Origin of the sequence: Endozoicomonas numazuensis (assembly GCF_000722635.1) — a bacterium.
Lineage (GTDB): Bacteria > Pseudomonadota > Gammaproteobacteria > Pseudomonadales > Endozoicomonadaceae > Endozoicomonas_A > Endozoicomonas_A numazuensis.
The window spans coordinates 69,223-89,421 of the sequence record NZ_JOKH01000009.1 but is presented as its reverse complement, the minus strand read 5'-3'; the positions used below and the strand labels follow the sequence as shown (position 1 = coordinate 89,421).

Below are 20,199 nucleotides of genomic sequence, written 5' to 3'. Positions count from 1 at the left end.
GGCGGGGGTGAGAGCTGTTGCCGGTCGCTCAGGGATGATCAAAGACCTGCCGTTTGATGATGGTATTGTTTACAGGCCATCACCACCTCCAAGAGGCATGAAGGATCAAAGTCAGCCTGATGTAATTGAGAGTGAGGTTGAATTTGAAGAGTCATTACCTGGTGTCCCCGTAGTAGTTCCTTTATCAGTGGATGAGTTGATCGACACAGAAGTCAATCTTTCAAACAGTCTGAATGGTAAAGAGGGAGAGGAGTTTAAGAATAATGCTCTGATTGATTATCATCTAAATCCTGATGTTTCAGAGCTGACCAGAGATGAATATTTGTCTTTACATGTCTACACAACAGAATTATACAGGCCTATCAACAGTGGCTTAAGAGGGTTTTCTCCAGATGATAAAGTCAAGTGGTCAAAAGTAGTTCAAGAGGCTGACTCGGCTCTGGAGAAGATGAGTAAAAACTCTGATTTGAAGTTTGAAGGCATGATTTTTCGAGGCGATAAATTTTCTGATGAACTTATCGACAAGCTCTTTCCTGAGGGAGGTGTTCATCAGGATCTTGCTTTCAAAAGCTCTTCCCATGATCCAGAAAAAGCTTTTTCTGGGAACACTCAAATCAAGATTATGTCGAAGTCTGGAGTTAAGATAGAGGATGTATCAGTTATCAGCACTGAAAGCGAGGTCCTCTTTAGGCCGGGCACAAAATTTAAAGTAATTTCAAAAAGAAGAACTGGCGAGAAGTACTTTATATCGTTAGAAGAAATATAGAGGTATATAGATGAGCGTCGTGCTGGATGATGATGGTAAACCAATACCTCCTGATATTCTGGAGATGATAAAGAGAGACCAAAGAGCTCAGGAAGGCTTAAGCTTTCCTTTTCTCAGCAACAAAATCTCAGGTTCCAGGGAGCCAGAGAAAACCCAGTGGTTGATGAAATACTTTGCTTATCGACAGGCCGTTCCTTTTCCGACGGACGAAGAGTGCAAAGAATACTATGACCGCATAGATATCGATTCGGATGATGATATTAATCGCTTCAGAGGTGCTCTGCTGGGCTGCGCGCTCGGTGACGCACTGGGGACAACTCTGGAATTCAGGGCGCCAGGTACTTTTGAACCGATCAATGACATTGTTGGCGGTGGGCCGTTCAATCTGAAAGCCGGTGAATGGACGGATGACACCAGCATGATGTATTGCCTGGCGCACAGTATGGTTCGAAAAAGCGCTTTTGATCAGGGTGATCAGATGTACCTTTATACCCGCTGGTGGCAGGACGGAGTCTTCAGCGTTAATGGTAAGTGCTTTGATATTGGCAATACCGTTAAAGACGCGTTAATTAAATACCAGAGAACGGGCAACCCTGAGGCGGGTGATACCCATCCCATGTCGGCAGGTAATGGCTCACTGATGCGGTTAGCTCCTGTCCCCATCCGCTATTACAACAGCTTTGATGATGCCGTGAAATATGCAGCACTCAGTTCCAAAACCACTCATGGAGCCGAAGAGGCGGTCGACGCCTGTCGCTACTTTAGTGGTTTGATCTGGGGAGCTCTCCATGGTGTGTCCAAGTCTGAACTATTGGATGGAATCTACAGTCCGGAAGCGGGCTACTGGAATCAGAACCCGCTGTGCCAATCGATTACTAATCTCGTAACAAAAGCAGAGTACAAGCATAAAAGTGCCGATGAACTGAGGGCCAGTGGTTATGTGATGCACACACTTGAGGCGACTCTTTGGGCGTTTTACAACAGCAACAGCTTTGAGGAAGGAGCTTTGCTAGCTGTCAATCTCGGTGAAGATGCGGATACTACAGGTGCCGTGTACGGTCAGCTGGCAGGAGCTTTTTACGGAGAAAGACAAATGCCCATTAAGTGGATCAAGAAGGTTGGTTATCCCCATGTTTTCTTCTTGAAAGCACAAGAGCTGAAAGAGTTGGTGATTGCTGATCTGAGCTGATGGTTATAACTCATCTTTTTGGGCTGCTCTGCTCTTTAGAGCAGCCTTCCTCACCTTGTCTGCCCAATCTCTCAGTGTTTTGCTGGGAGATGTGTCGGCAGACGTTCCGGATAACGTCATTCCTTCCCGGATCCATTTCAGCCACTGTTTTCTTGTCGTTTGAATGGCTCTGTCACTCTGAAAAACGGGGGGAGAAATGCCATAAGCGAGAAAAATGTAGCTGGTCAGCAGTCGGGCAGTAGGTGGAGGTTTATCAACTCCCAGGAGAATGCGGAGACTTTTTTGATCAACTCTTCCTGATTTCGGGCTTTGGCAAAAGCCTGGTTATGATTTTTTAGAAAGGCGAGCAGGATTCGCTCCCTTTCACTCTCGTGCAAAGGGTTAGCGGCTGGTCTTAGACCCAGGTAATGGTTTCGGGAAATGCCCATAGTGGCAAATGACTTGTGTATGATACCGATATTCAAAGGTGATCGGTGGGTGGGTTCTGTTTGAAGTAATTGATTGAGATCTTTATCCATCTATAAGAAATCAGGGTATTCATCCCGGTATTGGCAGGTATTGAGCAAAGGGTTTTCTTCAAGCCGTTCTGCCAGCTTTACTGCCAGATGTTTATTGAACAGATCCTCCTCTGGGCTGACCATTCCATCGTCTGCAGCGGAGATTTTCAAGGTTATTTTGAGCTTTCTCATCATGATATGCAGTGATCGTTGTCTGGCAGCTACGTCATCCACACTCTTTTCAATCTCAGAGGCAGGCATTATCGAGACGATTTCTCTCTCTAGGCAGACGAAGGCGTAAGGTTCAGGAGAAAGGTTAGGTGCAATTTCTGTCAGCCATTGATAGAGCTTTTTATGATCCTGGATCACAGCCACATCTTTTACCGGTAATAAGTTACCGGTTGTCGCTATGGGGTGGAATTGCGGATCTTTGCGGTCATAACCGGTCAGTTGTTTGAAGAGACTATCTACCAATGTGACCGATAGCAGCGGTCTCTTGTTGTGAGTGACCAAAAGTTCCAGTTGGCTGATCAGGAAGGTCCAGGCTTTTGCAATCTTTGAAACAGTTTCACTGCAACTGAGCGCGTATTCTTTACGCCAGTCAGACTCAGAAGCAGGATGTTTGAAACACTGACCCACTTTGAGAAGGTGTTGATGGGTAAAAAACAGTGTGTGCAATTGTTGATGCTCTGCAACGATAGCAATGCCTACCTCAGGCCTTTTCTTGAGCAATTTGCTTCCGGAAACGGCAGAAGAAAAGAACAGTGATAGCAGGCTAAGAATCCAAATGTACCTGGCAGCCATAATGGCTACCCATGAAAAGCGTCTGGGCAGTATAGACCTGACGTCCAACTGGGTGCATGCTGTCGCCTTTAACGTCAAGAACTCACAGGACGGCGAGAGCAATGACAAAAAGAGTGGCTCTGGTATTGGGCAGTGGTGGTGCCCGGGGTTATGCCCATGTTGGAGTGATCCGGGAACTGGAAGCCAGAGGGTATGAAATTACTGCTATAGCCGGCGCTTCCATGGGGTCGCTGGTGGGTGGTTTGTGGGCTACGGGAAAGCTGGATGAATACTGCCAATGGGCAGAAACCATCGACTCATTCGAGATTATCCGTCTGCTGGATATTTCTCTGGGGCGTCCGGGGGTGATCAAGGGAGATCGACTGTTTGAAAGGATGAGAGAGATTATTGGTGATTGTCGTATAGAAGATTTGCCGGTGCCCTATACGGCAGTGGCGACCAGTTTAACCACCCGAAAGGAAGTCTGGTTTCAGCGAGGGGATCTGGTGACGGCTATTCGAGCTTCCAGCGCCATTCCTTCCTTATTTAGTCCGGTAGAAATGCATGGACAGGTACTGGTCGATGGTGGAGTGCTTAACCCTCTGCCAATGGCACCTGCAGGGTCGGCTCTGGCAGATATGGTGGTCGCAGTGGATCTTCTGGGAGCTCCTTTCCAGAAAAAACAGGTGGTTGAACCTGAAGAGAAGGAAAGTAGATCGATTTTTGATGGCCTGATCGACAAGCTGATGGGCGTCAGTGAGAGCAAAAAATCTCAGGATGAACTCAGTGCTTCCATGAGTTTGATGGAGATCTCCAACCAGTCCATGGAGGTGATGCAGGAGTCATTGTCCCGATATAAGATGGCCGGGTACCAGCCGGATGTTCTGGTGAATGTCCCTCGCAATATCTGCCAGTTCTACGAATTTCACCGTTTTAGCGAAATTGCTGCCATTGGCCGCCAGCTGGCTATTGAGGCTCTGGATCAATGGGAATCCCGTCACCAGGGGGAACCTTCTCTTCTTCTGGAAGCTGAGCCTTCTTCCTGAAAAAAGTTCAAAGCCGGATTAAAAACGGAAAAGCCTTTGTCTATCGTGTCTGTTTAACGGTTACAGCTTTTGTGTTTTATTTTATGGCGTATAACCTGATCATTCCGGCAGGGCCAGGTACCGCTACTATTCTGGAAACGGCTTGGGTCTTCAGGCTATTACTCCTGAAATGATGATAGCCCTGTAGAGGAGAGCTTCATGTCAAACAGTTATGAGTCGGAAGTGTCTGACAGAGGTATTTTCATAAAAAGTAATAAAGCCAGGTCTCTCTTGATTCTTCTGGCTACCCTGATGATCGGATGCCTTTTGGGAGTATTGACTGTCGGCATGGTGGTCAGAGATAAAGTGCAGACTGCCAGACAGTTTACTCAGAAGGAAGGTTTTGTTCTGCAGATCGAAAGTGTGCTGAAACCTTCGGTTCGACAACAGCCAAAACTGAACCCTATTCTGAATCGTTACAGTGAGAAAGTTCAGGGGATCTTTGCCCTCTCAAGAACCTCTTTACAGCTGGAGATGGACGCCATGATGGAAGAACTGTCTACTGTGGTTTCAGAACAGCAGCTGGATCGACTGGAGCATCGTCGATCCTGATTGCAGGCTATTGAGGGCGGGTATTGAGACAATAAATACGCAAAGGTTGTCAGGTTCTTCTTTTGAGCAGAACCAGGACGGAACCCGTTCCCCCTTCTGAGGGCGGTGCAGAACAAAAGGCCAGTACTTCCGGCAGCTGACGAAGCCAATGATTCACATGACTTTTCAGGGTGTTCTGACGATTGGTGCTGCGATGAGACTTACCATGAATGATTCTTACGCAGGACATGCCTTCATTACGGCAAAATATTAAAAACTCTGACAGCAAATCCCTGGCTTCATCAATCTTGTAACCATGTAAATCAAGCTGATACTGAATGGGCAGCAACCCCTGACGTAATTGTCGCATACGGGTGTGTTGAATGCCGGGTCGGCTGTAATCCAGCTTTTGTTCCGGATCAATAGGCTCTACCCAGGATTCAGAAAGAGCGGCACCGCCGGGCTTGTCTTCCATCTGAGCTGCCCGTCGGCGGGCTTTGAGAGTACTGTCCGGAACATTGGCAACCGGTTTTTTGAGCTCAGCGGAGCGGCTGGTTTTTTTCAATGGCCGCACGTCCATCATGGCCTCTTTAAACAGGCCTTTCTGATCGTCTTTGTCGTCTTCGGTCATTCCACTGGGCTCATCTCTAAACATGTCATGCAGGCTACCGGAATCTGTTGGGCTGACTCTTTTGAGTGCAAGTTCAGCAGGTATCAGTCGCCTGAAAATCGGATATTCTACCCTTTATTCTGGCCTGACAATACCAGTGTCAGGCCGTTCGAGCCCTCTATAGGTAAAAAAGTGGACGAAAAAGTGGACGAAAAAGTGTTTCTTTGCCAGTGACTGATTATGCTACCTTATGGCGGTTTTGCAGGGGAGATTCCGAATGTGCTCCCTGAGGAGAAAGTGTGACTGAAATCAGTGAGATGCCTTCCGGCAAACCCTACGATGGCCTGGTCAGTATCCGGGATTTCATTCGTTGGGCTGCATCCCGATTTAATGAAGCCGGGCTGTTTTTTGGACATGGCAGTGATAATGCGCTGGACGAAGCGTTTCATCTCGTATTCCAGGTCTTACAGTTGCCCTGGGAGTTGCCGGAATCCTATATGAATTGCCGACTTTCCCTGAGTGAACAGGAGAAAGTGGCAGAATTGATTGAGCGCCGAATCACAGAGCGCAAGCCGTTGGCTTATCTGGTTAATCAGGCCTGGTTCTGCGGTCAGCCTTATTATGTGGATGAACGGGTTCTGGTACCCCGTTCACCTATTGCAGAGCTGATACAGCAACAGTTTCAACCCTGGTTAGGGGATGTCCGGGTAGAGCGAGTCATGGATCTCTGCGCGGGCTCAGGGTGCATCGGTATTGCTACGGCTCATGAGTTCCCTCAAGCCAGTGTTGACCTGCTGGATATTTCAGAAGATGCCTTGGAAGTCGCGGGTATTAATATCGACAGTCAGGAGTTGTGGGGTCGGGTTCAGACCCTGCGTTCTGATTTGTTTGAAGCAATTGATCAGATACCGGAAAAACCCAAGTATCAGCTGCTGATCAGCAACCCACCTTATGTGGATGCTGAAGATATGGCTGATTTCCCGGATGAATTTGGACACGAGCCAGAGCTCGGGCTGGCAGCCGGAGAAGACGGTCTGGATATGGCTCGTATTATTCTGGCCCGCGCCGCAGACTTTCTGGATGAACAGGGACTGCTGGTTCTGGAAGTGGGTAACAGCCACTGGGCGCTGAGAGATGAATATCCGGACGTGCCATTTATCTGGCCGGAGTTTGAAGCGGGTGGGCATGGTATCCTGGTGCTGGATGCCGAGAACTGCCGTCAGTATCAGCCTCTGTTTAAAAGCAGGCTGGGAGCCAGAGGGAATAGGCAGAGCTGCTTATCTCTGCCGGGCTCCTGACAGCCATGAATGACAGAAACCTTTTCATCGTTAATAGGTTTCACAGTAAAGATTTGAGTTCCTGACGGGAACAACGACGGATGACCGTCAGAGAAAGGGGAAGTCAAAATGGCAGGAAACAGCATAGGTCAATCGTTCAAGGTCACTACCTTTGGTGAGTCCCATGGTATTGCCCTGGGGTGTATAGTGGATGGATGCCCTCCGGGTATTCCTCTCACCGAAGCCGATCTTCAGAAAGATCTGGATCTGCGCAAGCCAGGTACATCTAAATATACGACACAACGTCGTGAGCCGGATCAGGTCAAGATTCTGTCCGGTGTATTTGAAGGCAAAACGACAGGGACACCGATTGGATTGTTGATTGAAAATGTAGATCAACGCTCCAAGGATTATTCCAATATCATGGATAGTTTCCGCCCGGGCCATGCTGACTATACCTACACTCACAAATACGGTTTTCGAGACTACCGTGGTGGTGGTCGTTCTTCTGCTCGTGAAACCGCTATGCGGGTAGCTGCGGGTGCCATTGCCCGTAAATATCTGGAAAGTCAGGGTATTGAAGTCAAAGGTTATCTTTCTCAGCTGGGTACAATAGCGATCGACAAAATAGATTGGGATGAAGTTCGTAATAACCCTTTCTTCTGTCCTGATGCCGATAAAGTACCTGCTATGGAACAGCTGATTGACGACTTGCGTCGTGATGGGAATTCCACCGGTGCCAAGGTCACAGTTATGGCGACGGGGGTGATGCCAGGTTTGGGTGAGCCTGTATTTGATCGACTGGATGCTGATCTGGCTCATTCTCTGATGAGTATCAATGCGGTCAAAGGTATTGAGATAGGTGACGGGTTTGAATCGGTTGCCCAGAAAGGGACGGAGCATCGTGACGAGTTAACACCGGAAGGTTTTCTTTCAAACTCTGCCGGCGGTGTACTGGGCGGTATCAGCTCAGGTCAGGATATTGTGGCTCACATTGCCCTGAAACCGACTTCCAGCATGACCACACCTGGCAAGAGCATTAACTCTGAAGGTGAACCCGTGGACGTCGTCACCAAAGGTCGTCACGATCCCTGTGTCGGTATTCGGGCAGTACCTATTGCTGAAGCTATGATGGCTATTACTTTAATGGATCATCTGCTGCGCCATCGTGGCCAGAATGCTGACGTGGTCAGTCCTGCTCCTGTTATTCCCGGTCAGGCATAAACTTTCGTGTCCCCGACCCGTTATTCGGGCTCGGGGGCTCTGTTGTCTCTTTGTCTTCTTTCATTAAGAAAGTAGACGTGGATGATAACCGAATCTCCTGTATCAGCATCAAAGTCAGCAATACTCTCGGCTACAAAATCTTCTGAAGTGTTAAAGTGCTGTACGTCTTCCAGGTCATCGATATCCGCAAATGAAAAGATCTGACCCTGACTGTCCACTTCAATCAGATAGTTCAGTTCCATATTTTCTCCATCAACACCAAAGCGGTACGTTAAGAGCATTTTCAGGTTGCAGACTTTCAAGAGCTCGTTGACAAACTTAATGACATCCTGCCCCGGATTTAGATTGATCCTACTGATTGTGTAACCACTCTGTCGCATTGTTTTGTCAGTGCTTTCGAGGTTTGGGCATGCGTCCGGATTTCCATTCGTTGACCAGGCTTGCATGCTGCTGATCCATTCAGGCACTGTCACTTGGGCGTTCTCAGTTTGCGGGGGGTGTGGGACAGGGTATATGTCAGGATTTACTTGTTGGAGCCCCAGTTCAGAGATTATACGGCTGATATCAATACCGGCATCTGTCCAGGTTTGTTCGGGAAGGAATTTAATTCTCAGCTTTTCCAGTTCTGATTTCCAACTGCGTATGGGGATAGTGAGTAGGGCGTTGCTCATCTGGTTTACGACGCCTTCAAACCACTGACCCCATCTTCTTCTGTAATCCCTCATAACCCGTAGCCGGATACGTTCGCGGGATTCAGCCTCTTCAGGATCATTACTGCCAAGAATACATCTATGGTTTGAGCACTCGCCGGGCGCGGAAAATGTACCACGTTCACAGACAGGACATTGATCCGCAAAGGAGCCCAGCGGTGTAGCCAGCCAAACGAAAAGGGTGACTATCCATAGAAGTCTCGATAAGTACTGCATTTTCAGAAGCCTTGTTGTTATGACAGACCACCAAAAATAGCAGTATATGGAGTGAGTGGGCGTTCAGGCTTATATCATGGAAGGATAAACCAGCCTGCCATGGGTTGGCAGGCTGACAAGCAATTATTCTTTATACAGTGTTTTTTTAGGGCCACCACTTTCACCTGGCCACCTTGAACCACCTATGGTGTCGGCATAGGGGAAAAAGGCTTTGGCATCCAGCTCTCCCGCCAGTGTGATTTTACGATCCAGAAAAATAGGGCTCCAAAGGTGCGCTTTGGGTTGGCTCTTCACTGGCAGAAGGGTTGCAATGGGATCCCAGGGGCTCTCATTGAGTTTGAGTTCACACTCCAGCTCTTCGATATGAGCCGTGCCGTATTTGCTGTACACATGGACGACATTGGGTGGGTAGTCAAACTCGGTGCTCATCACATCAACAGAGCGAGAGTATTTCAACCACCACTCATTGGTCTCATGTTCCGGGGGTATTTCACCGGTACCTGTCACTTTTCCAGAAAATTCCAGGAAGGTGTAGCCTTGGTGGGTCAGCTTGGCAGTGACTTGATCAATCAGTCGGAAATATTGGGTGGTTGCAGGGAACTTGGGCTGTCCCCAGCGCTCTTGACTGCCAAATACGGCGGCTTCCTGATCGATTCCAATAGCCAGGGTAAACTCACCTTCTGTTCCCTTGTAGTCAGCGTCTACGCTGATGACATAACCGTATTCTGGTTCATTCAGAACCGGAAAGTTGTAGATGGTGATATTGACAGTCGGATTTTTACCGGGAGAAATACCGGGGGGTAACAGCTTTTCAATACAAGCTGGATCCGTGTCGTATTTAATTTTCAGTAAAGGCCAGTTAGCTATTTCACCCGGAGGGGTCAGAGGACCTTGCTGTTCTGCACTCATAGGTTTCCTTCTCTTCTTTTTACAATGAAAATTCAGCTCTATTAGACCTTGTAGCTACTTTCATGTTTCGGGGTGAGCCGCATTTCCCGCTCATGGCTGTTTGTTATGGAACTTATTGGCTGATGATCAGACGCTCTTTTTCAGCGTATTCTGTTTTCTGGATTTCAGAGGTTTCAGACTGGGCGTAGAACTGTTCGAACCATTTCCGATACTGACCAATAGGGCCATCACCTTCACAGAGAATGGGCTGTTCCTTATAGATTTTGTGCTCCCAGATAGGAATATCCTGGTTTACCTGATGAACGATTTCATCGCGGACACCATGGGCATATAACACATTCGTATCGGTCTGCGCTTTAGGTAATGAGAAGACAAACCTCATATGAATGCTCTGGTCATCAATGGGGGTAATCGTGCCCATCATGACAATCTCAAACATGCGGGTAAATCGTTGACCGGTCTGACCTGGGCCATTATTGAATGAGTAAAGGTTGGCGGGTTCCAGTTTGTCGCCGGAGCGATCGACAACACCGTTTTCATCCATCACATGGGTCTCATTGTCCATAATGGTGATGCGCTTGTGTCCTTCGTAGGTCACTTTCCCATCCGGTAAAAATGGAGAGTCATGAACCGTAACAAAGTGGGCCAGATCGGCAGCGTTCTCACCGGTTTCCTGGACAATGGAGTTGATGGTCCATTCGTAGACGTCAATATCAGTCCAATCCGGGTGACCAAACTCTTCCATGACTTCCAGCTCAAACAGCGGCTCTACCTGTTCAGGGTGATACCAGGCCCAGATCATCTCGTTACGTTCTTCTACGGGGTAGCTGCGAATGCAGGGCTTATCCTTTACTTTCGGTGGGATACGCTTTGAGTATGGGATTTCCTGAAGCATGCCGGTCCCGTCGAATTCCCAGGCATGAAAGGGGCAGCTGACGGATTCTCCCTTGACGATGCCACCATGGCCGAGATGCGCACCCAGATGTGGGCAATGGGCATCCAGAACTTTAGCCTCTCCAGATTCGGTTCTGAACAATACCAGGTCTTCGCCAAAGTATTTCAGGGGCTTTACATCGCCAGGGTTCAGATCTTTGGACAGTTCAACACAATACCATCCATAGGGAATGGGTTTGTTGTATCGCTTACTCATTGCATATCCTTTCTATTATGAAAAATTCTTCATCGTTTTTTTTCAGGTGCGATGAAAAATTATTTCAGTCGCTCAAGGCTTTACATCCGCTCAAGGCTGTTTATTCTTATTTTTCACTGAGGACTTTCACAACTCAGGGGTTTAATCAGGCTTTCTTGATATTGGTTTTGATCACCAGTTCTTTAAAAGCGACCGAGTTATGGTCGGTCTCGTCCTTTTCGGGCTCAAAGGCCAGTTCTGCATCCGGGAATCGTTTAAACAGCTCCGACATGGTCAGGTATAGCTGTCTTCGAGCCAGTGCTGCGCCAATGCAGAAGCGAGGCCCATAGCCAAAGAGTACGTCAGGATCAAACTTACGGTGGATATTGAACGTCTCTGGTTCATCGAAGTATTGAGAGTCATAGTCTTTCAGGTGTGGCATCATCAGCACCATCTGTCCCTTACGAACCTGTTGCCCCAAAACGTCCATGTCATCCTGCGCGTAACGAGCAAATCCCATTTTTGAGTTTTGTGCCCAGCGCATAATTTCTGTAAATGCCTTGGCGAACGATTCGGGTGATTCCAGGGCTTCGACAGCCTGATCTTTATGTTTCAGCAGTGCATAAACACTCCATTGCTGTGCGACCAGAGTGGTGTCTGCGCCGGCTCCGATCAACGCCAGAATCAGGGTGATAATGTCCCATTCCTGAAAGTCAGGGTTTTCTTTTTCGACCTGAATCAGGGCACTCAGAAAATCGTCTTGTTGGGGGGATTCCCGACGTTCAGCGATCACCTGTTTGATAATGTCTATGGCTCGGTTACTGTCTTCGCGGGCTTTTGCGCGGCGCTCTTCAGAAATAGTGGCGTTCCAGGCCTCAGTAAAAGTGGTGACAACCGGTTTGAAGTCGTCCCAGTATTTTTCAGGGATACCCACCATGCGGGTGATAGAAATAAACGGAATGTGGTTGGAGATTTTCTCCATGTAGTCAAAGGTTTCGGGTTCTCCCAAATCATCAAACAATTTAACGACATCCGGCTCGATTCTTTTTTGAATCGCGTCCACCACATTTCTGGAGAAGGCTGGAGAAGAGACTTTTCTGATCAGTCGGTGATGATCCTTGTCGGCTACCAGACTGTGGCCGATCATCGCACGCTCAAAGTTGGTCCATTGGGCTTCAGGTGGACGAGCCGGTGCAAACTCCCAGTCATAGAAGTCAGAGGATAAGTACTCGGTGCGCCAGCATTCCATGATGTCTGTAATCTGGGTCATGATCCAGGCCTGCCATGGGGAGTACCAGACCAGACGACCTCTTTTTTTCAGCTCCATGCACTGGGGAATTGGGTTTTCACAATATTCTTTAGAATGAGGGTTGAAGACTTCCTCAATAGGAGGCAGCGCCTCTACAGGTGTGTCCGTTGATACTTTGCGGATGTCTACACTGACTGTTTCAACCGCATCTTCTACCAGTTCCATACTCTATTCTCCGCATTATTCTTGTTTTTATGTCGCTGTGGGCATTCGAGCTCTGGTTTTCAGTGTTTCTACCAGGTGAAAAACCATGCTTTGCAGATGGTTCGATGTAACCATTGTGAAAAGTTATACAATGGTGTAATTTTTTAATCAAGTATCTAGTTAGTCTTCTGTCACCTTGTTTTGAAGACAGCAGATGCTTCTGGAATCCATAGTCTTTCGATGATGGTTAAGTACCTGACCCGTTGTTTTCGAATATCTGGACGGAGGCTTTTTTCATCCTTCTGCGTTCCAACTCTGGTTACGTAGCTCTGGTTACGTAGCTCTGGTTACGCGCCCGGTGTTGCGCCTTGAAGGGTGAAAAAATCCACTCGCCAGACTATGCGAAAGCAACAGGCGAGATACTTAATGTCTGTCTTGAGAGGCGCTTAGGTAGAGCTGCGGAGAATAAGAAAAATGAAAGACTTCAAAGGCAAAGTCGCGGTAGTGACCGGTGGTGCCAGTGGTGTAGGGCGTGCATTGGCTACATTGCTGGCGAAAGAAGGTGCAAAGGTGGTGGTGTCTGACATTGAAACCACTGCACTGGATAATGTGATTACTGACCTGAAAGCTTCCGGGTATGAGTGTTATGGTCAGAAAGCCGATGTCACTGACGGTGATTCCATGAAAGCGCTTGCTGATGCAACTCTGGAAGAGTACGGCGCTATACATCTGGTATTTGCCAATGCCGGTGTCGGAACCGGTGAAGGCGGTATGATGTGGGATTATGATGTTAATGACTGGGAGTGGGGCTTCAGAGTGAATACCTGGGGTGTTATCCATACCATCAATGCATTCATGCCGAAGCTGGTTGAACAGAATGAGGAAGCTCATTTTGTTGTGACGGGGTCGGGCAATGGTGCATTCCTTATGATGCCAAATACGCCTATCTATACCGCTACCAAAGCAGCAGTCCAGGCCATTACCGAGAATCTGTACTTCCAGTGTCTGATGTCTCAGTCGCCTGTGAAGGTCAGTGCCTTGTTTCCGGGGCCTCATGTAGTTAACAGCGGTATCTTTAATTCAGAACGCAATCGCCCTGAAGATCTGCCAATGGATCCAGACAAGCCCAACTCAGGGATTACTTCCGTTGATGATATGAAAACCATGATGGCGGAATATGGGAGAACTCTGGAAACAACCGAGCCGGAAGAAGTCGCAGAGTTCGCCTTGCAGGAGCTGAAAGAAGATAAGTTCTGGATTGCTCCGACCAGTGAAAAGTCAAAAGCGGCGTTCAGACAGCGGGCAGATTGGATTCTTAATGCTGAAAATCCAACGCCACCTGACGTCCTTTAACAGAGAATCAGGTTAATAATAGTATTAGTCTGATCTTGTAAGACCCTGGCTGCTCTTGTTGGCAGCCATTGTTAAACAGCTTAATAGATAAGCCGGGACTGGTTTTTTTATGCACGATGACGGATAAATTAATGACAGTTATGAATGCTGACGAATTTTCTTCCATCCTTCAGAAGGATGGAAGGTTTTCTCGATGCTGAGTCTGTCGCGTCATTCCCTTCAATTGTTAAGTCTTGCAGAAAATGATGCTGAAAATGATGCTGAAATTATGACTGTTGACCCTAAAAGATTTTTTCAGGGTCGAATGGTGTCTGATGTTATTCCGATGGTTCTTTGGGACTAAACAGATTGGACATGGAAATTAACAGACAGATCGGTACAATCTAGCATCACTAGCCCGGTTAGCAGGCTATTGAATCGTTGTTTTCAGGTCGCACTGGAAGCTGAGTTTGATAGCTTTCCGGCAGGAAGCAGGCAGACATAAAGAGGTTTAATCATTGACTGCACAACCCATTGGCCGTCGTGAACGAAAAAAACAAGCCGTCAGGGAAAAAATCTGTCAGGAAACAGTTGAGTTAATCAGGCTTCACGGCATTGAGGGCACAACGATAGAGGATATCTGTGAAAGGGCAGATATTGCCAAGAAAACCTTTTATAACTATTACCCTTCCAGACATGACCTGTTAATACAAATCTGTCAGTCTGATCTGTTGCTGAGAACCCGCCTGAATGTAGAGGGTGCGTTGGCAAACTGCAATGGGCTGGAAGCTTGTCTGAAGTATATTTTTAATGAAATGCAAAGCAATATAGCTCAGGCAGATCGTCTGGAAAGAGAAATGATTGATTATATGATCATTAATCTTTCCAACAACCGAACACAAAGTGCAAACCAGTTGAATTTTATGAATGATTGTTTTCGTACACTCTATGAAAATAATCTTGATGACCTGAAACCAGGTCTGGATACCGGTTTTTGTGCTGAGATAACGGTTGGGATGATCAATGCGATGATGGTTAACTGGTTAAACGATGAGTCTTACGACATCGCAGCCAATTACGACCGTCTACTGAAATTCATGTTAGACAGTATGTTGAAATAGTTAAATGGCTTGTCATTAATACCCTTGTTGATTTTGTCCTGGATTGTTGTTGATAGACAAGTGTTTGGTTTTCTGATTTGTCTGTTTTTATTATTTGAACCGCTCCAGTAGTGTTTAATATTCTCTACTGGAGCTTATCGCCTGATTAAAAGAAGATACTTAATGAAGGCGCTGTTATTACATTCCAGTCAAGAATAACCTCCCTTTTAGCAATCTTGAAGCTTTCTTCTTCTGGTTTAATGAGGTCTTTTCGCTGCGCCGTATAGAAAAAGTTATCTTGTTGATGGCGGCTGTAAGAGACCATGAGGTTACTGAAAACTTCAAAACATCCTGGCTGCTCACTGGCGAGTACCTCTATATTAGAGACAAATCGTCGTGTTCTGGCAGGAGGCGAATCTGTCCACGAGTTGCTTTTGAATGCTCTCATAGCCCGGATCGAAAGTATTAAAAAGTCTTCATCTCGGTAAGGGGTCTCGAGGCCCTGACTTAACTCCTGCTCTACGGACAGGAATGCTTCTGTTTCTTTTTTCTGCAGATCGGGTTGGGGAACATGCCTGGAGGGTATGGTATAGCGAATATCTTCCGTCAGCAGTGTCAGCCACTGATTGAATTGGCGATTGTCTAAAATTCGGGCTTCACGAAAATAGAACTGTTCTACCCGGCTGATCAGCTCAAGATTGATCTCAGGCATGATGATTGACTCCTTGTTCCAGACGCTGGCGCCACTGCAAATAGAATTCGCGAGCATAATGTTCGTCGAAACAGCTACCCACACTACCAGGCATTTCCGGATGTGGGCCGGCTTCGCCCTGACCCAGGCCGTAATAAAAAGTCCTGTCGTCGGTGAAGTCGATATTGCTCCCCTTATATTGCTCTGACCAGGCTTCAGAATCTTCACCTTCAAGCAGTCCGCCGGGTCCAAACATCATGGTGTAATTCATGCGTAATTTTTCTTTTATATGAGCGGGAGCGTCTTTCTCGATGACAAACCAGGACCAGAATTCAGTTTGTCCCGGGCCTCTTGGGTGACTGGTTCTCAGCGTCATATTGGGCCATAAGAATGACAGGTTAGGGTACACGCTGTAGCAAAGTGGTTTAAGGCGTGAGCGAACTTCTCCCAGACGGGCACTGACTTTTTTGTGGCTTTCCTGCAGGTAAGCATTGACCTCGGGGTCCATTCCGGCGAGACCATCCATGCCCAACATGCATTGCTCAGCGGGGGTTCCATCTGGCATGAGTCGGACCGACAGGCCGTGTCCGGGTTTAGGAACCACGTTATGGCCAAACTGTTCAAGCTCTGTCACGGCGGGAGTTCCCTGTAACAGGGAGCCATGGAGATAGGGGCCATGGCCGACGTCACCCAGGTGATTTTCAACAGGCAGTTTCCAGTTGCAGTTAATCAGCCATTTATGGGGTGAGCCCAGAATTTCTACACCCCCCTCAAACCGATCAAACAGACAATCCAGGTACCAGGTCATGTCACCCAGATAGTCTGTGAGGGATTCTACCTGTTCATCCATGCAGGCAAAAATGAGACCTTTGTAACTTTCTACTCTGGGCACTTTTTTAAGGCCTAACTGACTTTTGTCGGGTTTGTTGCAGACTTTACGCTCCTGGGGTATCGAGACAAGGTCGCCTTTATTGTTAAAGGTCCAGTTATGATAAGGACAGACAAAGCGGCGGGTGTTTCCCTGGTCAGCTCTGCATACAGGAACACCACGATGGCTGCAGCTGTTAATGGAGACGTGAATACTCTGATCGCCGGCTCTGGAAACTATGACAGGCGTTTCGGCTATATAACTGGTTATAAAGTCCCCTGATTTTTCTATCTGGCTCTCATGGCCCATGTAGACCCATGTTTTGGCAAAGATATGCTGCTTTTCCAGCTCGTAGAGTGCCGGATCTGTGAATATACGGCGGTGGATGTGTGAGCCGTCATCGCTGACCCACTGACTGAAGTCCATCGGTATCGACATGATGTCGCACTCCTCGTGGAGGTCTTGTTGTTTTTTTTACTATGAAAATGCAGCTTTATCAGACCCTGAGGCATCGGCATGTTTCAGGGGGAGCTGCATTGACTGCTTAGGAATAGTCCGGAATTTATTTCGAGACTAATCCTTAGTGAAATAGTTTTGATCTTGAACAGAAAAGTTATCACTAATTAACTTTTCTGTTCAAGAGGGGCTGGAAAGAAAAGTTAATCATTGATAACTTCATAGTCTATGAATGCATGTGTAGAAGAAAAAAAGCTAACGAAAGGCGAACGTACGGCTCAAAAAATTCTTGATGAGTCGGAGCGGCTGTTTGCAGAAAAAGGCTATGAAGCCACCAGTCTGAGGGAGGTGGCTGGGGCTGTTGGTATTCGTGAGCCCGGACTGTACAGGCACTTTTCAGGGAAAGAAGATTTATATCAGAAGGTACTTGAGCGGGCGTTGAAACCATTATCAGATACTTTGGGTCATCTGTTATCTGGTCAGCGTCAGATATCGCAGGAATCATTACCGGTAGTTATGTTCGATCTGCTGTCTCAATCACCCCATATCGCTTCCTTGCTACAGCAGTGTATGACAGGTCGTCATGGCAGTCATTCCGGGCAGCCATGGTTGGAGGACTGGTTGCGGGAGCTGATTGATCAGGGCAGGGCAGTGTTCCATCATCTGGGTATGAAAAAGGATGCTTCGGAGCTGGAGGTGGTTCTCATTATTGTCACGTTGTTTAATATCAGTACCGGCTATTTTTCGTCAGCCCAAACGTTGGAAAAATTGACGGGGAAACCTGCATTGAGTGAAGACAGTCTTGTGATTCAGAGGAAACTGTTGAGTGCTGTGGCAGGTGGACTTTTTACAGAAAAGCAGTAGAGCCGGGCTGTCATTTGTCCGGCTCCAGTCCATAAATCGGTGGTTTATTTTTTACCAAACTGATCGATATCTACGGCATCCCAGGCGTAATTAATCCAGTAATCGTGAATGTCTTCACCGGTAAAGAAGTGGCTCAGTTTTTCTGGCAGGGCGCCTTTCTTTTCTTTCAGCTTATTGTGTACGACAAAGGCTGAGAATTCGGTATCAGGATGTTTTTCGAACAGATGGCCCAGGGTGAATTCCAGAGTGGTTCTCTCATCATCGACCTCATCAATAACCAGAACTTTTTTGCCATCCAGATTGGTGTCAGGCTCCAGCCACTGCAGTTTGATCGGCGTCTCGGATGGAGCAGTGCCAATCTCATCGCTGTAACGGGTAAGGGAAACCGTCAGGATAGGTTTGTTGATGTAGGTGCGCAGGATGCGGGCTGGAATCAGACCGCCACCACCAATGGCCAGAAGGTAGTCAGGCTCGAATCCGGATGCTTTGATTTTCTCGGCAGCAGCTCGAACGGTGTTATGGATGTCGTTATAGGTGAAATTATATTGCTCCATGAGCGCTTAAACCTTTAGCTGGAGGGTCTAAAAACTGAAGCAGCGAAGAATAGGCGACCTGGTGCTGTTGAGGCAAGTGGGGTTTTCCGCTGCAGCTGTTGAGAATCAGGCCATCCGTTGACGAATGACCTGTTTTAAATGGTCAGTGTGAAGTGGCAGGTTTATACATGGCTTCAATTTCCTTGCGGAAACGTTCCATTATGATTTTTCTGCGTAGCTTCAGAGTGGGTGTGATTTCCCCCCTTTCGATGGAAAATTCACGGGGCAGCAGTGTGAATTTCTTAACCTGTTCGAATCGGGCCAGTTCTCCCTGAATGTGATCCAGTCTGTCCTGGAACATGGCCTGGACATCCGAGTTTCGGATCAGCTCCATTTTGTTTTCGTATTTCAGGTTAATGCTCCTGGCATATTCTTCCAGAGCCTCAAAGGCCGGAACGATCAGGGCAGAAACATAATTTTTGGCATCAGCTACGATCGCGACTTGTTCGATAAACCGATCTTTGCCCAAAGTGCCTTCAATGTATTGAGGTGCAATATATTTGCCATTGGACGTTTTCATCAGTTCCTTGATGCGCTCGGTAATACGTAACTGACCTGTTTCATCAATTAAACCGGCGTCACCCGTTTTAAGCCAGCCATCGGCATCAAAGGTTTTGGCGGTGTCTTCAGGTTTTTTGTAGTAGCCTCGCATTACTGTCTGGCCTTTTACCAGAATTTCACCATCCTGACCGATTTTGACCTGAATGCCGGGAAGAGGTGTTCCACAACTTCCAAATTGAAAACCGGTATCACGAAAGCAGGTAACAGTAGCCGTGGTTTCTGTCATGCCATAACCGACTTTGATATTGATCCCAAGAGTATGGAAAAAACGATTGATCTCGTCGTCCAGGCGGGCGCCGCCGCATGGCATAAAGCGAATCCGACCGCCCAGTTTTTCTTTGATCTTGCTGAATACCAGTTTATCTGCCAACTGGTTCAGGCTTTCCATATAGCCGGGAACAGGTTTGCCCTGACGCTTCAGCTCCATGGTGCTATGGCCAATTTTCATCGCTAATTTAAAAATGGCCCGTTTCACCGGTGATCCTTTCTGAATCATGGTGTTTACACCGGCATAGATTTTCTCGTAAAAACGGGGTACCGCACAGACAACAGTAGGCTTTAAAGTGGGCAGTACGTCTGCAATATTGGTGGGGTCTTTCAGGTAGCAGTTTACTGCTCCCCGGGTTAGAACGTAATAACTCCAGGCCCTTTCAAAAATATGACTGAGTGGCAAAAAGGCAATGGATATGTCGGTGTGATCAATGTGGATCAGGTGGTCGTGAGACTCAAAAGAGGCACCGATACTGGTGTAATCCAGCATGACGCCTTTGGGTTGCCCTGTCGTTCCTGAGGTATATATCAGGGTGTACAGGTCATCCAGAGATTGCTGATCCAGTCGACGTTTCAGTTCTTCGCTGTCTGAAGGCGCTGAGAGCAGAAACTCATTGAATGTTTGAGCCTGAGTGCAGCCCTTAAGGTCGGTCTGGGCATCAAACACGATGATGCGTGTCAGGCAGTCGCATTTCTGAAGCAGTTCCAATGCCCCATCAAACTGTTCCTGCTCACCGACAAACAGTGTCGAAATCGCAGCATCTTCGATGATGTAGCGAGCCTGTTCTGCTGTGCTGGTGGGGTATATGGGCACAGTTACACATCGGGTTTGAAGGGTGCCCAGGTCAGCCATCGTCCATTCAGGAAGATTTTGTGACCAGACCCCGATATTACTTTGAATCGGGAGCTCGTCTGCCAGTAGTGCACGGGAAACCTGGTCGATTTTCTCTCCCAGCTGCTGCCAGTTCATGGCTTGCCATTGGTGGTGGCTGGAAAAACGGATGGCCGTTTGACTGCCGTTTTTTTGAGTGCGCTGACGAATCAGGCTAATAAGGTGCGATGGAGGATTATCATTCATTGGCAAG

General features: G+C 47.6%; 20 protein-coding genes. 9 read left to right on the top strand and 11 right to left on the bottom strand.

The window, feature by feature from the left end:
- Positions 1-34 precede the first annotated feature (34 nt).
- Together GZ78_RS24560 and GZ78_RS24555 are read left to right on the top strand one after the other, a co-directional pair.
- Positions 35-766 (top strand): ADP-ribosyltransferase domain-containing protein, encoded by a 732-nt coding sequence (locus GZ78_RS24560; RefSeq protein WP_034842305.1) that lies wholly within the window; start codon positions 35-37, stop codon positions 764-766.
- 10 nt (positions 767-776) lie between these two features.
- Entirely contained in the window at positions 777-1,955 is a 1,179-nt protein-coding gene (locus GZ78_RS24555; RefSeq protein ID WP_201772794.1) for an ADP-ribosylglycohydrolase family protein, read from the top strand.
- A gap of 224 nt (positions 1,956-2,179) precedes the next feature.
- Here the strand turns inward: GZ78_RS24555 and GZ78_RS24550 are convergent, their stop codons facing one another.
- Both GZ78_RS24550 and GZ78_RS24545 read right to left on the bottom strand, forming a co-directional pair.
- A complete protein-coding gene (locus tag GZ78_RS24550; RefSeq protein ID WP_034842303.1) occupies positions 2,180-2,473 on the bottom strand; it encodes a hypothetical protein in 294 nt (97 codons plus the stop codon).
- A complete protein-coding gene (locus GZ78_RS24545) occupies positions 2,474-3,256 on the bottom strand; it encodes a hypothetical protein (protein WP_034842302.1) in 783 nt (260 codons plus the stop codon). It abuts the gene before it with no gap.
- A 101-nt stretch (positions 3,257-3,357) separates the two neighbouring features.
- On the opposite strand from GZ78_RS24545, the gene GZ78_RS24540 reads away from it, so the two are divergent.
- A complete protein-coding gene (locus tag GZ78_RS24540) occupies positions 3,358-4,281 on the top strand; it encodes a patatin-like phospholipase family protein (protein ID WP_034842300.1) in 924 nt (307 codons plus the stop codon).
- A gap of 198 nt (positions 4,282-4,479) precedes the next feature.
- Positions 4,480-4,872: a hypothetical protein gene (locus tag GZ78_RS24535; protein WP_034842298.1), complete on the top strand. Its 393-nt coding sequence runs from the start codon at positions 4,480-4,482 to the stop codon at positions 4,870-4,872.
- Positions 4,873-4,921: 49 nt separating this feature from the next.
- Here GZ78_RS24535 and GZ78_RS24530 read toward each other — a convergent pair whose 3' ends face one another.
- Entirely contained in the window at positions 4,922-5,506 is a 585-nt protein-coding gene (locus GZ78_RS24530; RefSeq protein ID WP_051786516.1) for a Smr/MutS family protein, read from the bottom strand.
- A gap of 254 nt (positions 5,507-5,760) precedes the next feature.
- On the opposite strand from GZ78_RS24530, the gene prmB reads away from it, so the two are divergent.
- Entirely contained in the window at positions 5,761-6,759 is a 999-nt protein-coding gene (gene prmB / locus GZ78_RS24520) for a 50S ribosomal protein L3 N(5)-glutamine methyltransferase (RefSeq protein WP_330217633.1), read from the top strand.
- A 108-nt stretch (positions 6,760-6,867) separates the two neighbouring features.
- Entirely contained in the window at positions 6,868-7,962 is a 1,095-nt protein-coding gene (gene aroC / locus GZ78_RS24515; RefSeq protein WP_034842292.1) for a chorismate synthase, read from the top strand.
- Between the two features lie 20 nt (positions 7,963-7,982).
- On the opposite strand, the gene GZ78_RS24510 is transcribed toward aroC, so the two are convergent.
- From GZ78_RS24510 to GZ78_RS24495, 4 genes are all read right to left on the bottom strand, one after another.
- Complete coding sequence (locus GZ78_RS24510) at positions 7,983-8,888, bottom strand: hypothetical protein (protein ID WP_152558929.1); 906 nt, start codon at positions 8,886-8,888, stop codon at positions 7,983-7,985.
- A 123-nt stretch (positions 8,889-9,011) separates the two neighbouring features.
- Positions 9,012-9,797 carry an acetoacetate decarboxylase family protein gene (locus GZ78_RS24505; RefSeq protein ID WP_034842287.1) on the bottom strand — a complete coding sequence of 262 codons (786 nt, stop codon included), beginning with the start codon at positions 9,795-9,797 and terminating at the stop codon, positions 9,012-9,014.
- A 112-nt stretch (positions 9,798-9,909) separates the two neighbouring features.
- Positions 9,910-10,947 (bottom strand): Rieske 2Fe-2S domain-containing protein, encoded by a 1,038-nt coding sequence (locus tag GZ78_RS24500; protein ID WP_051786515.1) that lies wholly within the window; start codon positions 10,945-10,947, stop codon positions 9,910-9,912.
- A 145-nt stretch (positions 10,948-11,092) separates the two neighbouring features.
- Positions 11,093-12,400, bottom strand: coding sequence for a cytochrome P450 (locus tag GZ78_RS24495; RefSeq protein WP_081870025.1), 1,308 nt, complete (start codon positions 12,398-12,400; stop codon positions 11,093-11,095).
- A gap of 453 nt (positions 12,401-12,853) precedes the next feature.
- Here GZ78_RS24495 and GZ78_RS24490 point away from each other — a divergent pair, with 453 nt between their 5' ends.
- Both GZ78_RS24490 and GZ78_RS24485 read left to right on the top strand, forming a co-directional pair.
- Complete coding sequence (locus GZ78_RS24490; RefSeq protein WP_034842285.1) at positions 12,854-13,732, top strand: SDR family NAD(P)-dependent oxidoreductase; 879 nt, start codon at positions 12,854-12,856, stop codon at positions 13,730-13,732.
- 497 nt (positions 13,733-14,229) lie between these two features.
- Positions 14,230-14,832 (top strand): TetR/AcrR family transcriptional regulator, encoded by a 603-nt coding sequence (locus tag GZ78_RS24485; protein WP_236631683.1) that lies wholly within the window; start codon positions 14,230-14,232, stop codon positions 14,830-14,832.
- Between the two features lie 145 nt (positions 14,833-14,977).
- Here GZ78_RS24485 and GZ78_RS24480 read toward each other — a convergent pair whose 3' ends face one another.
- Both GZ78_RS24480 and GZ78_RS24475 read right to left on the bottom strand, forming a co-directional pair.
- On the bottom strand, positions 14,978-15,523 hold the full coding sequence (locus GZ78_RS24480; RefSeq protein ID WP_034842282.1) for an aromatic-ring-hydroxylating dioxygenase subunit beta: 546 nt from the start codon (positions 15,521-15,523) through the stop codon (positions 14,978-14,980).
- Positions 15,516-16,808 carry an aromatic ring-hydroxylating oxygenase subunit alpha gene (locus tag GZ78_RS24475; protein WP_236631682.1) on the bottom strand — a complete coding sequence of 431 codons (1,293 nt, stop codon included), beginning with the start codon at positions 16,806-16,808 and terminating at the stop codon, positions 15,516-15,518. The genes GZ78_RS24480 and GZ78_RS24475 overlap by 8 nt, the downstream gene beginning before the upstream one ends.
- Before the next feature lie 246 nt (positions 16,809-17,054).
- On the opposite strand from GZ78_RS24475, the gene GZ78_RS27870 reads away from it, so the two are divergent.
- Complete coding sequence (locus tag GZ78_RS27870; protein WP_051786514.1) at positions 17,055-17,690, top strand: TetR/AcrR family transcriptional regulator; 636 nt, start codon at positions 17,055-17,057, stop codon at positions 17,688-17,690.
- 44 nt (positions 17,691-17,734) lie between these two features.
- On the opposite strand, the gene GZ78_RS24465 is transcribed toward GZ78_RS27870, so the two are convergent.
- Both GZ78_RS24465 and GZ78_RS24460 read right to left on the bottom strand, forming a co-directional pair.
- Positions 17,735-18,244, bottom strand: coding sequence for a phosphoribosyltransferase (locus tag GZ78_RS24465; protein WP_034842280.1), 510 nt, complete (start codon positions 18,242-18,244; stop codon positions 17,735-17,737).
- 142 nt (positions 18,245-18,386) lie between these two features.
- Positions 18,387-20,192, bottom strand: a complete 1,806-nt coding sequence (locus tag GZ78_RS24460; RefSeq protein WP_034842278.1) for an AMP-dependent synthetase/ligase — start codon at positions 20,190-20,192, stop codon at positions 18,387-18,389.
- Between the last annotated feature and the right edge of the window lie 7 nt (positions 20,193-20,199).

Excerpts from the sequence above, each read along its gene's own strand:
- GZ78_RS24475 (WP_236631682.1), bottom strand. The coding sequence starts at position 16,808 with ATGTCGATACCGATGGACTTCAGTCAGTGGGTCAGCGATGACGGCTCA.
- GZ78_RS24490 (WP_034842285.1), top strand. The coding sequence starts at position 12,854 with ATGAAAGACTTCAAAGGCAAAGTCGCGGTAGTGACCGGTGGTGCCAGT.
- GZ78_RS24535 (WP_034842298.1), top strand. The coding sequence starts at position 4,480 with ATGTCAAACAGTTATGAGTCGGAAGTGTCTGACAGAGGTATTTTCATA.
- aroC (WP_034842292.1), top strand. The coding sequence starts at position 6,868 with ATGGCAGGAAACAGCATAGGTCAATCGTTCAAGGTCACTACCTTTGGT.
- GZ78_RS24555 (WP_201772794.1), top strand. The coding sequence starts at position 777 with ATGAGCGTCGTGCTGGATGATGATGGTAAACCAATACCTCCTGATATT.
- GZ78_RS24530 (WP_051786516.1), bottom strand. The coding sequence starts at position 5,506 with ATGTTTAGAGATGAGCCCAGTGGAATGACCGAAGACGACAAAGACGAT.
- GZ78_RS27870 (WP_051786514.1), top strand. The coding sequence starts at position 17,055 with ATGAATGCATGTGTAGAAGAAAAAAAGCTAACGAAAGGCGAACGTACG.
- GZ78_RS24560 (WP_034842305.1), top strand. The coding sequence starts at position 35 with ATGATCAAAGACCTGCCGTTTGATGATGGTATTGTTTACAGGCCATCA.
- GZ78_RS24545 (WP_034842302.1), bottom strand. The coding sequence starts at position 3,256 with ATGGCTGCCAGGTACATTTGGATTCTTAGCCTGCTATCACTGTTCTTT.
- GZ78_RS24480 (WP_034842282.1), bottom strand. The coding sequence starts at position 15,523 with ATGCCTGAGATCAATCTTGAGCTGATCAGCCGGGTAGAACAGTTCTAT.
- GZ78_RS24465 (WP_034842280.1), bottom strand. The coding sequence starts at position 18,244 with ATGGAGCAATATAATTTCACCTATAACGACATCCATAACACCGTTCGA.
- GZ78_RS24550 (WP_034842303.1), bottom strand. The coding sequence starts at position 2,473 with ATGGATAAAGATCTCAATCAATTACTTCAAACAGAACCCACCCACCGA.
- GZ78_RS24510 (WP_152558929.1), bottom strand. The coding sequence starts at position 8,888 with ATGCAGTACTTATCGAGACTTCTATGGATAGTCACCCTTTTCGTTTGG.
- GZ78_RS24460 (WP_034842278.1), bottom strand. The coding sequence starts at position 20,192 with ATGAATGATAATCCTCCATCGCACCTTATTAGCCTGATTCGTCAGCGC.
- GZ78_RS24500 (WP_051786515.1), bottom strand. The coding sequence starts at position 10,947 with ATGAGTAAGCGATACAACAAACCCATTCCCTATGGATGGTATTGTGTT.
- GZ78_RS24540 (WP_034842300.1), top strand. The coding sequence starts at position 3,358 with ATGACAAAAAGAGTGGCTCTGGTATTGGGCAGTGGTGGTGCCCGGGGT.
- GZ78_RS24495 (WP_081870025.1), bottom strand. The coding sequence starts at position 12,400 with ATGGAACTGGTAGAAGATGCGGTTGAAACAGTCAGTGTAGACATCCGC.
- GZ78_RS24505 (WP_034842287.1), bottom strand. The coding sequence starts at position 9,797 with ATGAGTGCAGAACAGCAAGGTCCTCTGACCCCTCCGGGTGAAATAGCT.